This is a genomic window from Curtobacterium sp. NPDC086286 (assembly GCF_044746255.1).
GTDB lineage: Bacteria > Actinomycetota > Actinomycetes > Actinomycetales > Microbacteriaceae > Curtobacterium.
In genome coordinates this window covers 1-18048 of sequence record NZ_JBIVBW010000005.1, presented here as the reverse complement: position 1 = coordinate 18048, position 18048 = coordinate 1, and the positions used below count along the sequence as shown (strand labels likewise).

Genomic DNA, 18048 nt, shown 5'->3' with positions numbered 1-18048 from the left:
CAACCGTTTCATCGGCGAAGCAACCGGTACGCAATGTACTGGTCCGATGCAGACGGCATACGTCGACGAGTCCGAACCCGGCGGCGGTCGCGACCACACCGCGTACGTGATGGCCGCGGTGGTCGTGCACGACCGGGAGCGCGACGACGTCCGCGCCGGGATCCGAGCCGCGACGCCCCGTCGGATGCGGAAGCTGCACTGGTACGAAGCGCTGCACGCGCAGCGGATCTCGTGGCTGGAACTCCTGCGTCGCGCGGTCGCGGTCGTCGTCGTCCGCTACGACGGGGCGGCCGCGCGCGTCGAACGCCGACGGCGCCACTGTCTCGAACGACTGGTGTGGGAACTCGAACAACGCGGGGTCGGGGAGATCGTCATCGAGTCCCGCGGACGGGCCCACGACGACGCAGACCGATCGATGTTCGATGCGCTCCGACGTCGAGGGGTCGGGCGCTCGGTCCGCCACGAGCACGTGCGCCCGGACGACGAGCCGCTGGTCGCGCTGGCCGACCTGGCGTGCGGCGCACACGTCGCCGCGCTCGACCACGAGTTCGACGGATCGGTCGTCCGCGTGCCGTGAACGCAGCCGGACAGCGCAAAACCCCGGTCCCGCGCTGGCTGCAGGATGCTCCGGGGCTCACTTCCGACCGAGCAGCACGCGGTCGACATATCAATACTAGGACCGCCGCGAGACTGCCGTCAACCGGCACCGAGACAGACGGGAGGCGCGGTGCCAACCGGCACCGCGCCTCCCGTCCGTCGGTCAGCTCACCTGATCAGGCGAGCTCGCGGCCCTCGCCGGCCGCCTTCTGGTGCTCCTCGGCCTCGGCCTGGCCGATGATGTCCTCCGCCGGGACGGGGTTCAGCCGGTCCCAGAGGAAGAAGAGCAGCCCGCCGACGAGCATCGACAGCCCGACCCACAGGTTGATGTGGATGCCACCGGTCTTCTCGGGGTCGGTGTTCCAGTGCACGATGCCGACGATGGTCACGATGACGCCGTACAGGACGAACAGGCCACCGAGGATGCGACGCAGGTCGAGTCGGCGGGTGGAGCGGACGAGGGCGGCCTTCTGCTCCTCGGTCATGGCGGTGTTGGTGTCGCTCATGGGAGATCTCCTTCGCGGGTCTTCGCGGGCCTAGAGGAACGGGAGGTAGAGGACGACGCACAGGATCAGTGCGACGGTGCCGAGCAGCGCCGGGGAGCGGTACCAGGCGGTGTCGGTCGCGACGGAGTCGCTGTGCAGGTCGATCTTGCCGACGCCGTACACCAGCCCGCCGAGCTCCTTCTCGTCCTTCGGCTTCGTGACCATCGACACGACGAACCCGACGACGAGCACGGTGACGAACGAGATGATCGCGCCGTAGAGGGTCTCGGCGGTCGCGGTGGCGAACAGGTCCGGGTTGACGAGGTACGCGATCCACGTGATCGTCGGCGTCACGATGCCGAGGATGTAGCCCCACAGCGCACCGGCGGTGGTCATCCGCTTCCAGAGCAGCCCGAGGATGAACACGGCGAACAGCGGCGCGTTGAAGAACGAGAACAGCGTCTGCATGTACGTCATGATGTTCGACGCCTGCGCGGCGATGAACGCGGTCGCGATGCCGACGAGCACGCCGACGACGGTGACCCAGCGCCCGGTCTTCAGGTAGTGCACGTCGGGCATGTTCGGCTTGATGTAGCGCTGCCAGATGTCGTACGTGAAGACGGTGTTGAACGACGACACGTTCGCCGCCATACCGGCCATGAACGAGGCGAGGAGACCCGTGACCGCGACGCCGAGCACACCGGTCGGCAGGTACATCTGGATGAGCTTCGGGATCGCGTCGTTGTAGTCGAGGGCACCCGAGGCGAACTGGTTGCCCACGACGGCGGCGGCGATGAGGCCGGGGATGACGACGATCGCGGGGATGAAGAGCTTCGGGATCGCGGCGATGAGCGGGGTGCGGCGGGCGGCGGACATGTTCTTCGCCGAGAACGCGCGCTGCACCTCGGTGAAGTTCGTCGTCCAGTAGCCGAAGCCGAGGACGAACCCGAGGCCGAGCACGATCGCGAGCCAGTTCGCGCCGATCGGGTTCGTGACGTCGCCGAAGCCGGTGCCGGCCCACGCCTGCAGGTGCTGCACGCCCTGGGTCTCGGTGATGGCCTTCGAGAGGCCGCTCCAGCCACCGACGCGGTGCAGACCGACGATCGTCAGCGGGATGAGGCCGGCGATGATCACGAAGAACTGCATGACCTCGTTGTAGATCGCGCTGGAGAGCCCGCCGAGGGTGATGTAGACGAGCACGAAGCCCGCGGACACGATGATCGCGAGCCACTCCGGCCAGCCGAGCATCGCCTCGATGACGATGGCCATGGCGTAGAGGTTGATGCCGGCGATGAGCACGTTCGACACCGCGAACGCGATCGAGTTCACCAGGTGCGGGGCCTTGCCGAAGCGGCGGAGCATGAACTCCGGCACACTGCGGACCTTGGACCCGTAGTAGAAGGGCATCATCACGAGCCCGAGGAACACCATGGCCGGCACGGCACCGACCAGGTAGTAGTGCAGGGTCGCCATGCCGATCTGGGCACCGTTGGCGGCCATGCCGAGGATCTCGGTCGCGCCGAGGTTCGCGGACACGAACGCGAGGCCCGTGATCCACGCGGGCATCGAGCGGCCCGACAGGAAGAAGTCCATGCTCGTCCGGACCTGCTTCCGGGCGGTGAAACCGATCCCGATGACGACCGCGAAGTACACGATGATCATCAGGTAGTCGACCCAGCCCAGATCGAGCCGGATCCCGTTGTTCGCTGCAGCGAGAACCATTCAAACTCCACGTCAGTGTGTTGCGATCGACAACTCCGCCGACCCGGACGGGAACGTTACACCGGATTGTGACCGTTCACATAGCCGAGGTATGCATCGCACCCGCAATGCGACTGCGGGCGCTCGGTAGGCTCCTGGCATGACCGAGCAGCCGCGCATCCTCGTCCTCAACGGCCCGAATCTCGACATCCTCGGACGGCGCGACCCGGACCAGTACGGCACGGTGACGCTCGCTGAGATCGAGGCGATCGTGCACACCGAGGCCGCGGTGCACGAGCTCGAGGCGGACTTCCGGCAGACGAACCGCGAGGGCGAGCTCGTCGAGTGGCTGCACGAGGCACTCGACGACTTCGTGGGCGTGGTGATCAACCCCGCCGCGTACGCCCACACCTCGGTCGCGCTGCACGACGCGGTCGAGGCGCTGTCGGTGCCGGTCGTCGAGGTGCACCTCTCGAACACGTGGAAGCGGGAGCCGTTCCGGCACGTCGACCACGTCGCGACGGCCGCGACGGCCGTCATCGCCGGCGCCGGTGCGGACGGCTACCGCCTGGCGGTCGCGCACGTCGCGTCCCTGCTCGGCTGAGTCGGGTCCAGGAGGCGCGGGTCGGGCCCGCACCGCGCCTCCCGTCTCACGCGCGGTCTCGTTCACCCACGGGGCGGGTCAGAAGTCGGCGGGGCGCCGGACCTCGGTGGTGGCAGCGGTGGCGAAGCCCCCGCGGATGATCGGGAGCGCCCGCTGCACGGCCTGGTCGATGCGGAGCTCGAGGTCGACGTTCGCGATGTCGTAGCCGCCCTCGCGCTTGGCGAAGTCCCGCTCGTTGCCGAAGACGCCGAGCGGCAGCGTCGTCGACTGGAAGAAGCCGAACAGCGGGCGCATCTGGTGCTCGACGAGCAGGGCGTGCCGATCGCTCCCGCCGGTCGCGGTGAGCAGCACCGGGGTGTCGACGAGGTCGTACTGCCCGATCCAGTCGAAGAAGAGCTTGAACGCACCGGAGTACGCGGCGCGGAACGCCGGGCTGCCGACGACGAGGACGTCCGCCGCCTCGACGGTCTCGAGCGCGCGTCGCGTGCGGTCCGACATCGCCTCGCGGGACGGTGCCGCGCCGAGGTCGGCGAGCAGCGGCCCGATCTCGACGGTCTCGGTGCGCGCGTCGTCGATCTCCTGCCCGAGGCGCGCCACCGTCGCAGCCACCAGGGTGGACGTCCGCGAGGGGTCCGAGGGGCTGCCACTGACGCCGACGACGAGTTCTCCGCTCATGTGCTCGATGCTCACACGCCGGGACTCCCGGCGGTCGGCGTGTGACGGCATGTGTCGGGTTCCAGCGCCGCCGCGTACCGTCCGCGCCATGCAGACGTTCTTGCCGTACCCGGACTTCCGCGCCTCGGCCGAGGTGCTCGACGACCGGCGGCTCGGCAAGCAACGGGTCGAGACGCTGCAGGTGATGCGGGCACTGACGCTGCCGGACTACGGCTGGCAGCACCACCCCGTCGTGGCGATGTGGCGTGGGTACCGTCCGGCGCTGATGGCGTACCAGCAGGCCACGTGCCGCGCGTGGACCGACCGCGGGTACGCCGACACCTGTCTGGAGAAGACCCTCGCCGACCTCGCGCTCGTCCCCGAGGACCTCGACGCGTACGAGCGGGCCGACTACCCGGTGCCGTCGTGGAACGCGGACCCCGCCGTGCACCGCTCGCACCGGTCGAAGCTCGTGCAGAAGGCGCCGGAGCACTACCGGCCGCTGTTCCCCGACGTGCCGGACGACCTCGACTACGTCTGGCCGGGGACGGTCACGCCGGTGCCGCGCTGACGACGCGTCCTCCTCGTCGCCTCAGGCGATCGGGGTCCATCGACCGCCGTCACGGCGGGTGACGACGACGGACCGCACCTCGGCCGTCGCTCGCAGCCCGGTGGCCGCGTGCTCGGCGACGGCATCGGCCACGTCGTCCGACGGCGACTCGAACCGGACCACTGCGCACGGGACCCCGCGCAGCAGCCGGACGTCCCGCGCCTCGACCACCACGAGCTCGGCGACGAGCCGGGCGGCCTCGGGGAGCACGGCGTCCGGGGCGGTGCCGGGTGCGAGCGCTCCGACGGCGAGGGTCACACGGTAGGAGGGCACGGTCCCACGCTAGTGCGAGCGCCCCGGCTCGTGGGCGCGGAGCAGCGCACCGGGACCCGCCGTGGGCACAGGGGGTTCGGGCATCGCACAGGGGAAGCGACGCCCGCGCCCACGACGGGTCACAGGTGCTGCGGAGCACGACGAATCAGGGGGTGTCGTGCCCCGCGCCGGACGCAGGTCAGGGAACCTGGTCCGGCTCGTCGCACCGGCGAGTCCGCAGGGGTCGGACTCGACGGTGCTGGTCCTCAAGGGTGTTCGGTGTCCTCTCGGTACCGGTCCGTCTCGGTCGGTGCGGGCATCGACCGTCGGGCCGCGGCGGGTCGGACCATGGGGAGCAGGGCACTCCCGATGGTCGCCAGTGCTCCGACGACGGCGATGAGCCCGAGCGGGGCGGTGCCGAGGTCGTGCTGCGCGGCCAGGACGAGCGCGAGGACGGTCGCGGGTGCGGGGAGGAGCTGGACCGCCCGGAAGTGGTCCTCCTGCCGGACCCGAGTCGTCATCGCGTTTGCCATGTGAACACTCTGGCGCACTTCGCCGGTCCGCAAAAGGGGGGACACGACCCCACTCATGGAGTAGAACGTCTAGTACACCCTTGTCAGACGTCAGGCGAGGGCGCGGACGGTCGCGACGGCTGCGGCGACGGCATCGACGACCACCGGGACGTCCGCCGCGGTCAGGCCGGCGTCGAACGTCAGACGCAGCGCCGTCCGGGCGACCTCGTCGGACAGGCCGAGCGCCGTGAGCACGTGCGAGGCCTCGGTGCTGCCGGCAGCGCAGGCGCTCCCGGACGACGACACGACGTCGCGCTCCTCGAGCTCGAGCAGGACCGTCTCGCCGTTCACCCCGGGGAAGCAGAACGACGCGTGGCCGGGCAGCCGCGACGTCCGCGACCCGGTGACGAACGCCCCGGGCACCGACCGGAGCACCCCGTCGAGCACGGCGTCCCGGGTGGCGGTCGCGGTCCGGGCCGCGTCGTCCCGGCCCGCGGCGACGAGCGCGAAGGCCGTGGCGACGCCGACGGCACCCGCGACGTCCTCGGTGCCGGAGCGTCTCCCCCGCTCCTGTCCCCCACCGTGCAGCAGCGGTTCGAGCGCCACGCCGGACCGGACGGCGAGCACGCCGGTGCCCTTCGGTGCGCCGAGCTTGTGCCCGGACACCGACACCGTGTCGACACCGAGCACGTCGAGCCCGACCGGGAGCCACGGCGCCGACTGGACGGCGTCCGTGTGGAACCGCGCCCCGACGGCGTGCGCGACCGCGGCGAGCGCCGGCACGTCCTGCACCGTCCCGATCTCGTTGTCGGCGTGCGCGATCGAGACGAGGGTGGTGTCGGGTCGGAGCGCTGCCGCGAGGACGTCCGGGTCGACGACCCCGTCGCGGTCGACCGGCAGGACCGTGACGTCGAACCCGTGGAACCGTTCGAGGTACCGGCAGCTCTCGAGCACCGCCTCGTGCTCGATCGCGCTGGTGACGACGTGGCGACCGCGGGGGGACGCCAGGGCGATGCCCTTCACGGCGGTGTTCGCACCCTCGGTCCCGCCGGTGGTGAACACGACCTCGGCCGGGCGGCACCCGAGCACCGCGGCGACGGTGGCGCGGGCGTCGGCGAGGCCCCGGGCTGCGGCGTCGCCGACCCCGTGCGTGGAGGACGGGTTGCCGAAGGTCCCGGTGAGGTACGGCCACATCGCCTCGAGCACCTCGCGGCGTACGGGCGTCGTGGCCGCGCGGTCCAGGTAGAACACGTCAGACGCGGGTGCCGACGGCCACGTCGACGTCGAGCCCGAGGTCGAGTGCCCGCGCCGAGTGGGTGAGCGCCCCGACGGAGATCACGTCGACCCCGGTGGCGGCGATCGCGGCGACGGTGTCGAGGGACACCCCGCCGGAGGCCTCGACGAGGGCTCGCCCGGCGACGACCTGGATGCCGGCCTCGAGCTGGTCGGTGGTGAAGTTGTCGAGCATGATCGTGTCGACACCGGCCGCCACGACGGGCTCGATCTGGTCGATGCGGTCCACCTCGACCTCGAGGTGGACGGTGTGCCCGAGCCGCTCGCGGGCCGCGGCGATCGCGTCCCCGATGCCGATCCCGCCGGCGAGGAGCACGGCGAGGTGGTTGTCCTTCGCGAGCACGGCGTCGGACAGCGAGGTCCGGTGGTTGTGCCCGCCGCCGCACCGCACGGCGTACCGCTCCAGGGCCCGCAGGCCGGGCGTGGTCTTGCGGGTGTCGACGATCCGGGCACGGGTGCCGGCGACGGCCGCCACGTAGGTCGCGGTCGCCGTGGCGATGCCGGACATCCGCTGGGCGAGGTTCAGTGCGACCCGCTCGGCACGGAGGACCGACCGGGCGGGACCGCTCACGGTCGCGAGGACGTCGCCCGCGGTGAACCGGCTGCCGTCCGGCACGTGCAGGACCGCGTCGATCGTCGGGTCGACCGCGTGCATCACGGCGACGAACACGTCGCCCCCGCTGAGGACGCCGGGCTCGCGCGCCGCCAGGGTCGCGGTCGCCGTGGCGTCTGCGGGGATGAGCGTCTCGCTCGTGACGTCGCCCCAGGGGGCGTCCTCCTCGAGCGCGGTGTCGATGACGCGTCGGAGGGCGTGCGGGGGGATCGTGCCGGGGTCGTCGGTCATGCGGGTACCTCCTGCGGGACGGCGGTGTGCTGGGCGACCCACGCGGTCGACGCGGGGGCTGCGGGATCGGTGTCGGGGTGGTCGGTGCGGGCGTGGGCACCGCGGGACTCGGTCCGGGCCTCGGCGGCGAGCACCGTGACCCGGGCGAGGTCGAGCAGTGCCCGGTCCTCGAGGTCGCGGACGCCGGTCGGCTCGGGCGCGACGAGGGCGGCCAGGTCGCGTCGTGCGCTCGCGAGACCGCTCGCGTCGCGGAGGAGCCCGACCCGGTCCGTCATGACGGACTGGACCGCCTGGCGGACGTCGGCGGCGTCGGTGGGTCGAGCCGCGCCTCCTGGCAGCAGGGGACGGGAGGCGCGGATCACGTCGGTCGCACTCGGCACGCTGGTGACGGGGAGACCCGCGTCGCCGCGCAGGCGGAGTCTGCCGGGTCGCGGCACGTCGAGCGCGTCCGCTGCGCGGACCGCGAAGACGAGTCCTTCGAGCAGCGAGTTCGACGCGAGCCGGTTGGCGCCGTGGACGCCCGTGCAGGCGACCTCGCCGATCGCGAGGAGGCCGGGCAGGCTCGTCCGTCCCTCGGCGTCGGTGGCGACCCCGCCCATCGAGTAGTGCGCGGCCGGGGAGACGGGGACGCCCTCGCGGGTCCAGTCGAAGCCGGCGGTCCGGGTCGCACGGGTGAGCCCGGGGAAGCGCCGGACGAGGAAGGCGGGGTCGAGGCCGGTCGCGTCGAGGAGCACGGGCCCTCCGTCCTGCTCCCGGACGGCGGCCGCGATGCCCCGGGCGACGACGTCGCGGGGGGCGAGCTCGGCGTCGGGGTGGACGTCCACCATGAAGCGGTGCCCTCGTGCGTCACGGAGTACCGCTCCCTCGCCGCGGACCGCCTCGGAGACGAGCCCGCCGCCGGGGACCGCGAGGCGGGTCGGGTGGAACTGCACGAACTCGAGGTCGGCCAGCACGGCACCGGCACGCCAGGCGGCTGCCTGCCCGTCGCCCGTCGCGACGAGCGGGTTGGTGGTCTCGCGGAACAGGTGCCCGGCGCCGCCGGACGCGAGCACGACGGCGTCCGCGTCGATCCGCCGGGGCTCGCCGAGGAGGTCGAGGACGTCGACCCCGACGACCGAGCCGTCCCGGACCACGAGGTCGACGAGGCAGGTCCGTTCGAGGATCGTGACGTGCCGGCGGTGCAGGGCGGCGATGAGGGTGCGCTCGATGGCGGCCCCGGTCGCGTCGCCGTCCGCGTGCACGACGCGCCACCGGCCGTGCGCTGCCTCGCGCCCGCGGGCCAGGTCGTCGCCGTACCGGTCGAGGCTCGTCCGGTCGGTGGTGCGGTCGAACGGGACGCCGAGCGACAGCAGGTCCCGCACCCGTGCGGGGCCGTCGGTGCAGAGCACCTCGACGGCGCGGGCGTCGGCGCTGCCCGCTGCCGCCACGTGGGTGTCCGCCTGGTGGAGCGACGCGGAGTCGTCGGCGCCGAGCGCGACGGCGACGCCTCCCTGCGCGTACGCCGTCGCGCCGTCGGCGAGCGCGCCCTTCGTCACCAGGGTGACGTCGTGACGGGCACTCGCGCGGATCGCTGCGGTGAGTCCGGCGATGCCGGAGCCGACGATGACGACGTGCACGGTCAGACCGTGGGTCGGGCGGCGAGCATGCGCTCGAGTGCGACCTTGGCGTCGGCCTGGACGTCGGCCGGCACGACGATCTCGTTGAGGACCTCGCCGCGCACGAGCGCCTCGAGGACCCAGGCGAGGTAGCCGGGGTGGATCCGGTACATCGTCGAGCAGGGGCACACCACCGGGTCGAGGCAGAAGATCGTGTGCTGCGGGTACTCGGCGGCGAGCCGGTTCACCATGTTGATCTCGGTGCCGATCGCGAACGTGGTCGGTTCGGTGGCGGCCGCGACGGTCTTCCGGATGAGGTCGGTGCTGCCGGCGTGGTCGGCGGCGTCGACGACGGCCATCGGGCACTCGGGGTGCACGATGACCTGCACGCCGGGGTGCTCGCGACGGGCCTGGTCGATCTGGTCGACGGTGAAGCGGCGGTGCACCGAGCAGAAGCCGTGCCAGAGGACGACCCTGGCGTCCTGCAGGGTCTGCTCGTCGTTGCCGCCGAGGGGCTTCCGCGGGTTCCACATCGGCATGAGGTCCGTGCTGATGCCCATCGCCTTGGCGGTGTTCCGGCCGAGGTGCTGGTCGGGGAAGAAGAGCACGCGCTGCCCCCGCTCGAACGCCCACTCGAGGACGGTCGCGGCGTTCGACGACGTGCACACGATGCCGCCGTGCCGCCCGCAGAACGCCTTGAGGTCGGCGGCGGAGTTCATGTACGTGACGGGGATGACCGGCACGCGGCCGTCGGCGTCGGGCTCGGCGCCGTAGACCTGCTCGAGCTCGGCCCACGCCGCCTCGACGCTGTCGATGTCGGCCATGTCGGCCATCGAGCAGCCCGCGGCGAGGTTCGGCAGGATCACGCGCTGGTCGTCGCGGGCGAGGATGTCCGCGGTCTCGGCCATGAAGTGCACGCCGCAGAACACGATGGCCTCGGCGTCGGGCTTCGTCAGCGCGGCGTTCGCGAGCTGGAACGAGTCGCCGAGGAAGTCCGCGTGCCGCACGACCTCGTCGCGCTGGTAGAAGTGCCCGAGGACCACGACGCGGTCGCCGAGGGTGGCCTTCGCCCGCTCGATGCGTTCGTGCAGCTCGTCGTCCGGGGCGTTCCGGTACTCGTCCGGGATGACGCCCTGCCGGGGCGCCGAGGTCGGGATGACGTCCGACATCGACGAGCCGGGGCCGTAGCCGGGCCGGGAGTCGAAGTCCCACGTCGGCATCGCCAGGTCGGGCGTGCAGGTGCTGCCGGCGGCCTGACCGTTGGAGATCAGTTCGATGGTGGTGGCGATGGACACGGGTGTTCCTTCGGTTCTACGGCTTCTTGCCCTGCTGCAGCGGACCGTTGTCCGCGTAGGCCAGGTCGGGGTTCGAGCGGTACAGCCGGGCCGGACGGTGCCGGTCCCCGCTCGTGGTCTCGTCCGTCGGCAGGATCGCGTCGGTCTTCTCGACCTGGCGACGGAAGTTCGCGGGGTCGAGCGCACGCCCGAGCACCGCCTCGTACACCCCGCGGAGTTCGGCGAGGGTGAACCGGTCCCCCAGGAACGCCTGGGCGATCCGGGAGTACGACATCTTGTTGCGGAGCCGCCAGAGCGCGTACGCGACGATCCGGTCGTGGTCGAAGGCGAGCGGCGGGTGTTCGTCGGCGAGGAACCACCGCACGTTCCAGTCGTCGGGGACCGAACTCGCCTCGTCCGGGTGGACGAGGGCCCAGTACACGATCGACACGACGCGGCTCGGCGAGCGGTCGACGTCACCGAAGGCGTAGAGCTGCTCGAGGTAGCGCGGCTGCACGTTGGTGGTCTCGCGGAGGCGGGCCGCGGCGGAGTCCTCGAGCCCCTCGTCCGGCCGCACCCAACCACCCGGGAGCGCCCACGCCCCCTCGTACGGCTCGGCCACCCGACGCACGAGCGGCATCCACAGCGCCGGCGCCCCGGTGTCCGGGTGCGGGCGCAACGCCACGATCACGGTGGAGACCGCGACGCGGATGGGGAGCTCGGGAGTAAGTGTCATGATGACTCGAAGTGTTCGGGTTGAGATGACACTATCACCGGGTTTCACGAGACGGAAACAGCGTCGAAAACTCCTGGTCGGACCGCGCGCCTACATTGAGCCGCATGACTACGGTGACGAGGATGCACGCCGTCGTGTCGGGGACGGTCCAGGGGGTCGGTTTCCGGTACTGGACCGCACGGAAGGCCGACGGGCTCGAACTCGCCGGGTACGCCCGGAACCTGTTCGACGGCACGGTGGAGGTCGAGGCCGAGGGTCCGGCCCCCGCGGTCGACGCCCTGATGACGTTCATCCGGACCGGCCCGCCGTCCGCCGAGGTCACCGACGTGACCTGCCGCGCGGTGGTGCCGCACGGCGACGTCGACGGCTTCGCGATCCTGCACTGACCCGGTCGCCGCCCGACGTCGACGGATGTCGGACCGAATCGGAATAATCGAATCCACTCAGGCGGTTGCCCTGTCTGCGCCCATGGCGCCCCCTCGTTCCACCAGTCGTGATCCACCAGGAGCCCCGCATGACCCAGGCCGTCGATTCCGCACCCCGCACGGGGAGCGTCGCGCAGCCCTCCGCCGGCGAGACCCGACTCGTGATCGGGCTGCTGCTCGTCTCGGCGTTCGTCGTGATCCTCAACGAGACGATCATGGGCGTCGCGCTCCCGCGGCTCATGGACGACCTCGACATCAGCGCCGCGACCGGGCAGTGGCTCACCACGGGCTTCCTGCTCACCATGGCGGTCGTCATCCCGATCACCGGGTTCCTGCTGCAGCGTTTCAACACCCGGCCGGTGTTCGTCTGGGCGATGAGCCTGTTCTCGGCCGGCACCCTGATCGCGCTGCTCGCGCCCGGGTTCTCGATGCTGCTGCTCGGGCGCATCGTGCAGGCCAGCGGGACCGCGATCATGATGCCGCTGCTCATGACGACGGTCCTCACGCTCATCGAACCGGCGCACCGCGGCCGTGTGATGGGCAACATCTCGATCGTCATCTCCGTCGCCCCGGCGATCGGCCCGACCATCTCCGGGCTCATCCTCAACGCGTTCTCGTGGCGCTGGCTCTTCGGCTTCGTGCTGCCCATCGCCATCGCCGCGCTGATCCTCGGCATGGTCAAGGTCCGCAACGTGTCGACGCCCCGCAAGGCCCCGCTCGACGTGCTCTCGGTCGTGCTGTCCGCCTTCGCGTTCGGCGGCATCGTCTACGGCCTCTCGAGCATCGGCGAGGCCGGCACCACCGGGCCGCTCGTGCCGATCGTCTCCCTCGTCGTCGGCGCCCTCGCCCTCGCCCTCTTCGTGTTCCGGCAGACCCGGCTGCAGCGTGCGGACCGCGCCCTGCTCGACCTCCGCACCTTCCAGACGAAGGGCTTCACCGTCCCGATCGTCGCGATGGGCCTGAGCTTCATGGCGATGTTCGGCACCCTGATCCTGCTGCCGATCTACCTCGAGCGGGTCCTCGGGCTCGACGTCCTGAACGTCGGCCTGCTCCTGCTGCCCGGCGGCCTCATCATGGGCCTGCTGTCCCCGATCGTCGGTCGCGTCTACGACCGCCGTGGTCCGCGGGTGCTGCTCATCCCGGGCTCGATCATCGTCAGCGCCGTCCTCTGGGCGCTCTCGACCGTCGGCGTCGACACCAGCGTGTGGTTCGTCCTCGGCGCCCACGTCGTCCTGAGCATCGGGCTCGCCCTCACCTTCACGCCGCTGTTCACCGCGGCGCTCGGCGGGCTGCCCCCGAAGCTCTACTCGCACGGCAGCGCGGTCCTCGGCACGGCGCAGCAGCTGGCCGGAGCCGCCGGCACGGCGCTGTTCGTCACGCTCCTCACCATCGGTGCCTCGGGCGCGGCGGCCGGCAGCGGCGCCGCGGGCCTCGCCGAGGCCACGGCCTCCGGCGTGCGGACGGCGTTCCTCGTCGGCGCGGTGATCTCGCTGTTCGGGATCGTGATGTGCTCCCTCGTGCGTCGCCCGGCGACCCCGGACGGTGCCCCCGCGCCGTCGATGCACTGACGGGAACCGCACGCGCCGGGGTGCGCGTGGCATCGTGGGCGTCATGCGGTCGACGACGAGCGAGCTTAACTGGTCCGGCACGGTCACCTACACGGCCGAACGGGTCCTCCGCCCGTCGGCGATCGACGAGGCCGCCGAGATCGTCGCCCGGTCGCCCCGGGTGCACGGCCTCGGCACCCGGCACTCGTTCAACGACGCGCCGGACGCCCCCGGCGTGCTGCTCGACCTCACCGGGATCCCGACCGACCTTGAGGTCGACGCCGTGCGGCGGACGGTCACGATGGGCGCCGGTACCCGCTACGGCGTCGTCGCGCCCGAGATCGACCGCGCCGGGTTCGCGCTGCACAACACGGGGTCGCTCCCCCACATCTCGATCGCCGGCGCCATCGCGACCGGGACGCACGGTTCCGGCACCGCACTCGGGTCACTGAGCACCGCGGTCCGGTCGTTCGAGGTGCTCGGGCCCGACGGGTCCGCACGGACGATCGAACGCGACGACCCGGCGTTCGACGGCGCCGTGCTCCACCTCGGCCTGCTCGGCGTCCTCACCCGGGTCACGCTCGACGTCCAGCCGAGCTACCGGATGCGCCAGGACACCTACGGGCCGATCCCGTGGGACACCTTCACCGCCCACGTCGCCGAGGTCCACGCCGCTGCGACGTCCGTCTGCTCCTACACGGTGTTCGGCGACACGGTGAGCGAGGTCCTGCTGAAGTCGCGCGTGCCGGACGGCGACGACGACGTGGCCGTCCCGGACGAGCTGTTCGGCGCGCCCCGGCTGCCCGGCTCGCCCGGCGACGGACACCACACCGCCCGGGACGGCTCGGTCGGGCCGTGGTGGGACCGGCTGCCGCACTTCCCGATCGACTCCGTGCCGAGTCACGGCTCCGAGGTGCAGAGCGAGCACTTCGTCCCCCTCCGGCACGCGGGTGCGGCGCTCGACGCCGTCCGGACCATGGCCGCCCGCATCCAGCCGCACCTGCACGTCTGCGAGCTCCGCACGATGGCGGCGGACCCGTTCTGGTTGAGCCCGACGCAGGGCGAGGACGTGCTCTGCATCGCATTCACATGGCAGAAGCACCCGGCCGAGGTGGCCGCGTTGCTCCCGGACCTCGAGGCGCTCCTCGCACCGTTCGACGGACGACCGCACTGGGGCAAGATGAGCTCCCTCGACGCGGCCGCGATCGCCGGGCTGTACCCGCGGCTGGCCGACTTCCGCGGCCTCGTCGCGGCGGCCGACCCGGAGCGGACGTTCGCGTCGTCGTTCGGCGAGCGGGTCTTGGGGACGTGAGCCGCGCCTCCTGGGCATCGTCACGACGCGGACGTGAGCCGAACCCGCGTCACCCGACCGGCGTGACCGTCCTGGACTCTCCGTCCCAGAACCGCACGCCACCGACCACGAGATCGGGGAGCGGGGTCCCGCGGAGCGCCGCGACAGCCGCACCGAGGTCCTCGTCCCGGACCCGTCGCGCGAACGTCAGGTGCGGCGACCACGCGCCCGGCGACGTGGTGTCGATCCCTCCCGGGGACGCCCGGTGCACCGCCTCGTGGAACGCGGCGAGCGCACGGTCGACGACCACCGCGCGGGCGAGCACCGAGCGCCCGGGTCCCGCGGGGAACAGCAGGACGCCACCGAGCCGGAGCCGTGACGGCACCGGCACGTCGAACCCGCTCGGGATCCGGAGGTCGTCGCCCGCGGCCAGCGTGACGTGGGGGCGGTTGGTGTCCGACCGTCCGAGGCTCGGCAGGTCCGCACGGACCAGCGCGTCCCACGCGGCGCGCACGGCGGCGTCCGACGACGGATCGAGGACGAGTTCGAGACTGCGCACGGACCGAGTGAACCAATGAACCGTGTGACAGGGATGTAACACGGCGGAACGGAACTCGCACCGTGCCGGGCTGCCCGTCACACTCGACTGCACGCCGCGGACCACCGCGGACCCCCACAGCACTGCCCACGAGGAGCTCCGTCATGTCCGCTGCACCCGCTCTGCCCGAGAAGCCGAAGGGCAAGCGCCCGATCGGCTGGATCATCGCCGCCGCGGTGGTCGTCGTCGCGATCGTCGTCGCCCTCATCGTCGGCGCCGTCCGCTCCGGCGGGTCCGACGACGGCGCTGCCGCCGGTGGTTCGCCGAAGACCGTCACGATCGGCGTCGCGGACAAGTCGCTCTCCTACTGGAGCACCTACACGAAGCTCGCGAAGTCGAAGCTCAACGTGACGGTCAAGCTGACCAACTTCTCGGACTACTCGCTGCCGAACCCGGCGCTCAAGGACAAGCAGCTGGACCTCAACCAGTTCCAGCACATCCAGTACCTGGCCGACTACAACGTCACCTCGAACGACGACCTGCAGCCGATCGGCTCGACGGCCGTCTACCCGCTGCCGCTCTACGCGACGAAGTACGACAACGTCGCCGACCTGCCCGAGGGCGCCAAGGTCGCGATCCCGGACGACTCGATCAACCAGGCCCGCGCGCTGCTCATCCTGCAGGCGGCGAAGCTCGTCACGCTCAAGGACGGCGGGTCGGCCTTCTCGACGACCACCGACATCGAGTCGTCGAAGGTCGACGTCCAGCCGCTGAACGCCTCGCAGACGGCGAACGCCCTGCAGCAGGGCTCGGTCGCGGCCGCCGTGGTGAACAACAACTACGCCACCGCCGCCGGCCTGCCGATCTCCGACGCGATCTACCAGGACGACCCCTCGAGCGCGAGCGCGGCACCGTACGTCAACGTCTTCGCCGTGCGCAACGCCGACAAGGACAACACGACCTACCTCGACCTCGCGAAGCTCTTCCAGGACGAGTCCGTGCAGAAGGTCTTCAAGAAGGACCTGCCCGAGGCGGTCAGCCGTGACGAGAGTGCGTCCTCCTTGCAAGAGGAACTCGCGAAGGTCGAGCAGGACGCGAAGGCGGCCAAGCAGTAGTGCCGGTCCTCGTCGAACTCCGCGGCGTCTCGAAGCACTACCGCCGCGCCGACACCGGCGAGACCGTGGTGGCCGTCGAGGACGTCTCCCTGGACGTGCACCAGGGAGAGGTCCTCGGCGTCATCGGGTACTCCGGTGCCGGCAAGTCCACGCTCGTCCGGCTCGTCAACGCACTCGAGCTGCCCTCCTCCGGGTCGGTGACGGTCGCCGGCAACGAGCTCACGGCGCTGCCCGAGCGGGACCGCCGGACGGCACGGCGCAACATCGGGATGATCTTCCAGCAGTTCAACCTCTTCCGGTCGCGCACCATCGCCGGAAACGTCGCGTACCCGCTCAAGGTCGCGGGCGTGCCGAAGGAGGAACGGGACCGCCGGGTCGCCGAGCTGCTCGACTTCGTCGGGCTCCTCGACCGCGCCTACGCCTACCCCGAACAGCTCTCCGGTGGGCAGAAGCAGCGCGTCGGGATCGCCCGGGCGCTCGCGGCGTCGCCCGACCTGCTCCTCGCCGACGAGGCGACCAGCGCGCTCGACCCCGAGACCACGTCCGAGGTCCTCGGGCTCCTCCGCCGGGTGAACAAGGAGCTCGGCGTCACGATCATCGTCATCACGCACGAGATGGACGCCGTCCGACAGATCGCCGACCGCGTCGCCGTCATGGAGCAGGGGCGCGTCGTCGAGGTCGGGGACGTCTACGACGTGTTCGCGAACCCGCAGACCGGCGCGGCCCAGCGCTTCGTCCGGACCGCTCTGCACGACCGGCCCTCGGCGGAGACCGTCGCGCGGCTGCGCGAACGGCATCCCGGTCGCCTCGTCACGGTCCAGATCACCGACGAGGCCGGGCTGCAGAACCGCATCGACCAGGTCTTCCGCTCCGCCGGGGTGACCGCCGAGCTCGTCTACGGCGGGGTCGGCGAGATCCGGGAACGCCGGATCGGGTCGCTCACCTACGAGCTGACCGCGGCCCGTCCGTCCGAGATCGACGCGGCCGTCGCGGCCCTCCGTGCCGCGCGCATCACCACCGACGAGGAGGGCGCAGCGTGAACAACTCGTTCCAGAGCGTGATCGACACGTTCGACGTCTTCGTCGCGTCCATCCGCGACACGATCGTGATGTCCCTGGTGTCGCTCGTCATCGCCGGCATCATCGGCCTGGCGCTCGGCCTCGCGCTGTACGCCACCCGCCCGGGCAACCTGCTCGGCAACCGGGCCGCGTACACGATCATCAACGTGGTCGTGAACCTCGTCCGGCCGATCCCGTTCGTGATCTTCCTGGCGGCGATCGCCCCGCTCTCCCGCGTGGTCGTGCAGACCACGATCGGTGTCCCCGCGGTGACCTTCGCGATCTCGCTCGCGGCGTCGTTCGCGGTGTCCCGGATCGTCGAGCAGAACCTGCTGTCGGTGGACCCCGGCGTCGTCGAGGCGGCACGGGCATCGGGAGCGCACCCGCTGTCGATCCTGCTCACGGTCCTCATCCCCGAGGGCCTCGGACCGCTCATCCTCGGCTACACGTTCATCTACATCGGCATCGTCGACATGACGGCGCAAGGGGCGTTGATCGGTGGCGGTGGACTCGGCGAGTACGCGATCACGTACGGGTCGCAGCGGTACGACTGGTGGATCGTGTACGTGTCGGTGGCGGCGATCGTCATCATCGTGCAGCTCGGCCAGTTCATCGGCAACCGGCTGGCGCGGGCGACCCTGCGTCGCTGACGCGCGGGCGCCCGGGCCCGCGCGCCCCGCGCGCGCCGGGCGGGGCCGAGGTCGCACGAAGTGCAGCCGTCCGCACCGCGCAGCGGCACGTCGTGCGACCTCGGCGTCACGCTGGCGGCATGTCCTGCGACTGCGACAGCCTGGAGGCGGGGGGGGGGGGGGGGGGGCGCCGCCCCCCCCCCCCCCCCGGGGGGGGGGGGCCCCCGGGCCGCGGCGGGGGGGGGGGGGGGTAGACCGGGGGCCCCCCCCGGGCGCGGGGGCGGGGGC

The 18048-nt window shown here is 71.6% G+C and carries 20 protein-coding genes; 9 read left to right on the top strand and 11 right to left on the bottom strand.

The window, feature by feature from the left end; translation table 11 throughout:
* Positions 1 to 46: 46 nt before the first annotated feature.
* Entirely contained in the window at positions 47 to 577 is a 531-nt protein-coding gene (locus tag ACIPKM_RS10235) for a DUF3800 domain-containing protein (RefSeq protein WP_402736695.1), read from the top strand.
* A 196-nt stretch (positions 578 to 773) separates the two neighbouring features.
* On the opposite strand, the gene ACIPKM_RS10230 is transcribed toward ACIPKM_RS10235, so the two are convergent.
* Entirely contained in the window at positions 774 to 1103 is a 330-nt protein-coding gene (locus ACIPKM_RS10230; RefSeq protein ID WP_071294543.1) for a hypothetical protein, read from the bottom strand.
* Positions 1104 to 1133: 30 nt separating this feature from the next.
* Positions 1134 to 2804 carry a sodium:solute symporter family protein gene (locus ACIPKM_RS10225; protein WP_071294544.1) on the bottom strand — a complete coding sequence of 557 codons (1671 nt, stop codon included), beginning with the start codon at positions 2802 to 2804 and terminating at the stop codon, positions 1134 to 1136.
* Between the two features lie 139 nt (positions 2805 to 2943).
* Between ACIPKM_RS10225 and aroQ the strand changes: the two genes are divergently transcribed.
* Positions 2944 to 3387 carry a type II 3-dehydroquinate dehydratase gene (gene aroQ / locus ACIPKM_RS10220; protein ID WP_070418316.1) on the top strand — a complete coding sequence of 148 codons (444 nt, stop codon included), beginning with the start codon at positions 2944 to 2946 and terminating at the stop codon, positions 3385 to 3387.
* A gap of 78 nt (positions 3388 to 3465) precedes the next feature.
* Here aroQ and ACIPKM_RS10215 read toward each other — a convergent pair whose 3' ends face one another.
* On the bottom strand, positions 3466 to 4062 hold the full coding sequence (locus ACIPKM_RS10215; RefSeq protein WP_092386639.1) for an NAD(P)H-dependent oxidoreductase: 597 nt from the start codon (positions 4060 to 4062) through the stop codon (positions 3466 to 3468).
* Positions 4063 to 4150: 88 nt separating this feature from the next.
* Between ACIPKM_RS10215 and ACIPKM_RS10210 the strand changes: the two genes are divergently transcribed.
* Positions 4151 to 4612 carry an MSMEG_6728 family protein gene (locus ACIPKM_RS10210; protein WP_402736694.1) on the top strand — a complete coding sequence of 154 codons (462 nt, stop codon included), beginning with the start codon at positions 4151 to 4153 and terminating at the stop codon, positions 4610 to 4612.
* Positions 4613 to 4633: 21 nt separating this feature from the next.
* On the opposite strand, the gene ACIPKM_RS10205 is transcribed toward ACIPKM_RS10210, so the two are convergent.
* From ACIPKM_RS10205 to ACIPKM_RS10175, 7 genes are all read right to left on the bottom strand, one after another.
* A complete protein-coding gene (locus ACIPKM_RS10205; protein WP_402736693.1) occupies positions 4634 to 4924 on the bottom strand; it encodes a hypothetical protein in 291 nt (96 codons plus the stop codon).
* A gap of 245 nt (positions 4925 to 5169) precedes the next feature.
* Positions 5170 to 5436 carry a hypothetical protein gene (locus ACIPKM_RS10200; protein WP_070418313.1) on the bottom strand — a complete coding sequence of 89 codons (267 nt, stop codon included), beginning with the start codon at positions 5434 to 5436 and terminating at the stop codon, positions 5170 to 5172.
* Positions 5437 to 5526: 90 nt separating this feature from the next.
* On the bottom strand, positions 5527 to 6666 hold the full coding sequence (locus tag ACIPKM_RS10195) for a cysteine desulfurase family protein (protein WP_402736692.1): 1140 nt from the start codon (positions 6664 to 6666) through the stop codon (positions 5527 to 5529).
* Position 6667: 1 nt separating this feature from the next.
* Positions 6668 to 7552, bottom strand: coding sequence for a carboxylating nicotinate-nucleotide diphosphorylase (gene nadC / locus ACIPKM_RS10190; RefSeq protein ID WP_402736691.1), 885 nt, complete (start codon positions 7550 to 7552; stop codon positions 6668 to 6670).
* Positions 7549 to 9168, bottom strand: a complete 1620-nt coding sequence (gene nadB / locus ACIPKM_RS10185; protein WP_402736690.1) for an L-aspartate oxidase — start codon at positions 9166 to 9168, stop codon at positions 7549 to 7551. The genes nadC and nadB overlap by 4 nt, the downstream gene beginning before the upstream one ends.
* 2 nt (positions 9169 to 9170) lie before the next feature.
* Entirely contained in the window at positions 9171 to 10442 is a 1272-nt protein-coding gene (nadA, locus tag ACIPKM_RS10180) for a quinolinate synthase NadA (RefSeq protein WP_402736689.1), read from the bottom strand.
* A gap of 16 nt (positions 10443 to 10458) precedes the next feature.
* Positions 10459 to 11157: an NrtR DNA-binding winged helix domain-containing protein gene (locus ACIPKM_RS10175; protein ID WP_070418308.1), complete on the bottom strand. Its 699-nt coding sequence runs from the start codon at positions 11155 to 11157 to the stop codon at positions 10459 to 10461.
* A gap of 122 nt (positions 11158 to 11279) precedes the next feature.
* Between ACIPKM_RS10175 and ACIPKM_RS10170 the strand changes: the two genes are divergently transcribed.
* From ACIPKM_RS10170 to ACIPKM_RS10160, 3 genes are all read left to right on the top strand, one after another.
* The gene (locus ACIPKM_RS10170; RefSeq protein ID WP_083403155.1) at positions 11280 to 11543 is read left to right on the top strand and encodes an acylphosphatase; all 264 of its coding nucleotides are present in this window, start codon (positions 11280 to 11282) and stop codon (positions 11541 to 11543) included.
* A 128-nt stretch (positions 11544 to 11671) separates the two neighbouring features.
* Entirely contained in the window at positions 11672 to 13150 is a 1479-nt protein-coding gene (locus ACIPKM_RS10165) for an MDR family MFS transporter (RefSeq protein ID WP_083295252.1), read from the top strand.
* 43 nt (positions 13151 to 13193) lie between these two features.
* Entirely contained in the window at positions 13194 to 14441 is a 1248-nt protein-coding gene (locus tag ACIPKM_RS10160) for a D-arabinono-1,4-lactone oxidase (RefSeq protein WP_402736688.1), read from the top strand.
* Between the two features lie 49 nt (positions 14442 to 14490).
* Here the strand turns inward: ACIPKM_RS10160 and ACIPKM_RS10155 are convergent, their stop codons facing one another.
* Positions 14491 to 14979, bottom strand: coding sequence for a 2'-5' RNA ligase family protein (locus ACIPKM_RS10155; RefSeq protein ID WP_402736687.1), 489 nt, complete (start codon positions 14977 to 14979; stop codon positions 14491 to 14493).
* 143 nt (positions 14980 to 15122) lie between these two features.
* On the opposite strand from ACIPKM_RS10155, the gene ACIPKM_RS10150 reads away from it, so the two are divergent.
* From ACIPKM_RS10150 to ACIPKM_RS10140, 3 genes are read left to right on the top strand one after another with little or no spacing between them, the layout of a single operon-like run.
* Entirely contained in the window at positions 15123 to 16073 is a 951-nt protein-coding gene (locus tag ACIPKM_RS10150; protein WP_402736686.1) for a MetQ/NlpA family ABC transporter substrate-binding protein, read from the top strand.
* A complete protein-coding gene (locus ACIPKM_RS10145; protein WP_071294557.1) occupies positions 16073 to 17113 on the top strand; it encodes a methionine ABC transporter ATP-binding protein in 1041 nt (346 codons plus the stop codon). Before ACIPKM_RS10150 ends, ACIPKM_RS10145 begins: the two co-directional genes overlap by 1 nt.
* Positions 17110 to 17781: a methionine ABC transporter permease gene (locus tag ACIPKM_RS10140; protein ID WP_217642545.1), complete on the top strand. Its 672-nt coding sequence runs from the start codon at positions 17110 to 17112 to the stop codon at positions 17779 to 17781. The genes ACIPKM_RS10145 and ACIPKM_RS10140 overlap by 4 nt, the downstream gene beginning before the upstream one ends.
* The last annotated feature ends 267 nt before the right edge of the window (positions 17782 to 18048 follow it).